We start from the raw sequence: 1,012 nt of genomic DNA on the forward strand, positions 1-1,012 counted from the left end.
AGTCTGCGGCGCGGGTCTCGGCGGTCTCGGGGAGGAAGTCGAGCGACTCCCCGCGGGCGATCCGGTCCCGGCGCTCGGCGCGTGCGTCGAGGAGCTGGCGGCGTCGGGAGTCGAAGCGCAGGTGCAGCTCCTCGACGAATGCGAGCGCCTCGGCGGTGAGGATCTCCTCGCCACCCGGGACCTCGCTGTCACGGGCGATCTCGATGCTCATGCGGCGGCCGCTCCCTTCCGGGTCGATACTCCTCGCGCTGCCCTCATCTTGGCGCAGATGCGTGCCCGGCGTCACCGGATCGAGCGCAAGTCCCCGGCGTAGACTCCGACAAAGGAGTGTGCATGGATCACATCGACGTGACCGTCAACGGACGGCGACACCCGTTGCAGGGCATCGCCGCGCAGACGACCACCTTGGACTGGCTTCGCAGCCTCGGCCTCACCGGCTGCAAGGAGGGGTGCGCCGAGGGCGAGTGCGGCGCCTGCGCCGTGCTGCTGGCCACCGACCACGACCGCGGCGGCACGGAGTGGACCGCGGTGAACGCCTGCCTGGTGCCGGTCGCGGCCCTCGCAGGTCAAGAGCTCGTCACGGCCGAGGGGCTCGGCTCCCCCGAGCGCCCGCACCCCGTGCAGGCCGGCCTGGCCGCGGCGGGCGGGTCGCAGTGTGGGTACTGCACCCCTGGCTTCGCGTGCAGCATGGCGGCCGAGTTCTACCGCCGTGGCCGCCACGAGGGCGAGGGCGAGGCACCGGATGCCGCGGCCACCGTCGAGGGCCGCACCGATGCCCATCACGGCCCGAACGGCTTCGACCTGCACGCGCTGAGCGGCAATCTCTGTCGCTGCACGGGCTACCGGCCGATCCGGGATGCCGCCTACGCGCTCGCCTCTCCCGATTCCGACGACCCGCTCGCCGAGCGCCGCTCGCGCCCCGCGCCCGAGGCCGTGGCGACGCGCCTCGACGGCGACGACGGACGGTTCGTGCGGCCCGCCTCCCTCGACGAGGCGCTCGCCCTGCTCGGCG

1 protein-coding gene and 1 pseudogene are annotated in these 1,012 nt (G+C 73.6%); one reads left to right on the top strand and one right to left on the bottom strand.

Annotated elements, in window-relative coordinates; genetic code table 11:
- A pseudogene (locus AC1DY2_RS20095) lies at positions 1 to 211 on the bottom strand (malate synthase A); the annotation flags it as partial.
- Positions 212 to 333: 122 nt separating this feature from the next.
- On the opposite strand from AC1DY2_RS20095, the gene AC1DY2_RS20100 reads away from it, so the two are divergent.
- A partial coding sequence (locus tag AC1DY2_RS20100; RefSeq protein WP_476764022.1) for a 2Fe-2S iron-sulfur cluster-binding protein occupies positions 334 to 1,012 on the top strand: 679 nt, incomplete at its 3' end.

It is taken from the genome of Agromyces sp. P1_H4 (assembly GCF_056405255.1).